This is a genomic window from Seonamhaeicola marinus, assembly GCF_008085455.1.
This window is the reverse complement of the sequence record NZ_VSDQ01000625.1, coordinates 1-289: the sequence shown is the minus strand read 5'-3', so window position 1 is coordinate 289 and position 289 is coordinate 1. Positions and strand designations below refer to the sequence as shown.

1 protein-coding gene is annotated in these 289 nt (G+C 31.5%); it reads left to right on the top strand.

Going from position 1 to position 289, the window contains the following annotated elements:
* On the top strand, positions 1-289 hold a 289-nt coding region (locus FUA24_RS10895; RefSeq protein WP_148542215.1), incomplete at both ends, for an AAA family ATPase.

Below are 289 nucleotides of genomic sequence, written 5' to 3'. Positions count from 1 at the left end.
AAACCCTGTGTTTGTTTTAGATGAAATTGATAAACTATCAAATTCGCATCAAGGAGATCCTTCTTCAGCAATGTTAGAAGTTTTAGACCCTGAACAAAATAATGAGTTTTATGATAACTTTTTAGAAATGGGGTATGATCTTTCAAAAGTTATGTTTATTGCCACCTCAAACAGTTTAGCAACCATACAACCTGCGTTGTTAGACCGTATGGAAATTATAAATGTAACAGGTTATACTATTGAAGAAAAAGTAGAAATTGGTAAACGTCATTTACTTCCAAAGCAATTA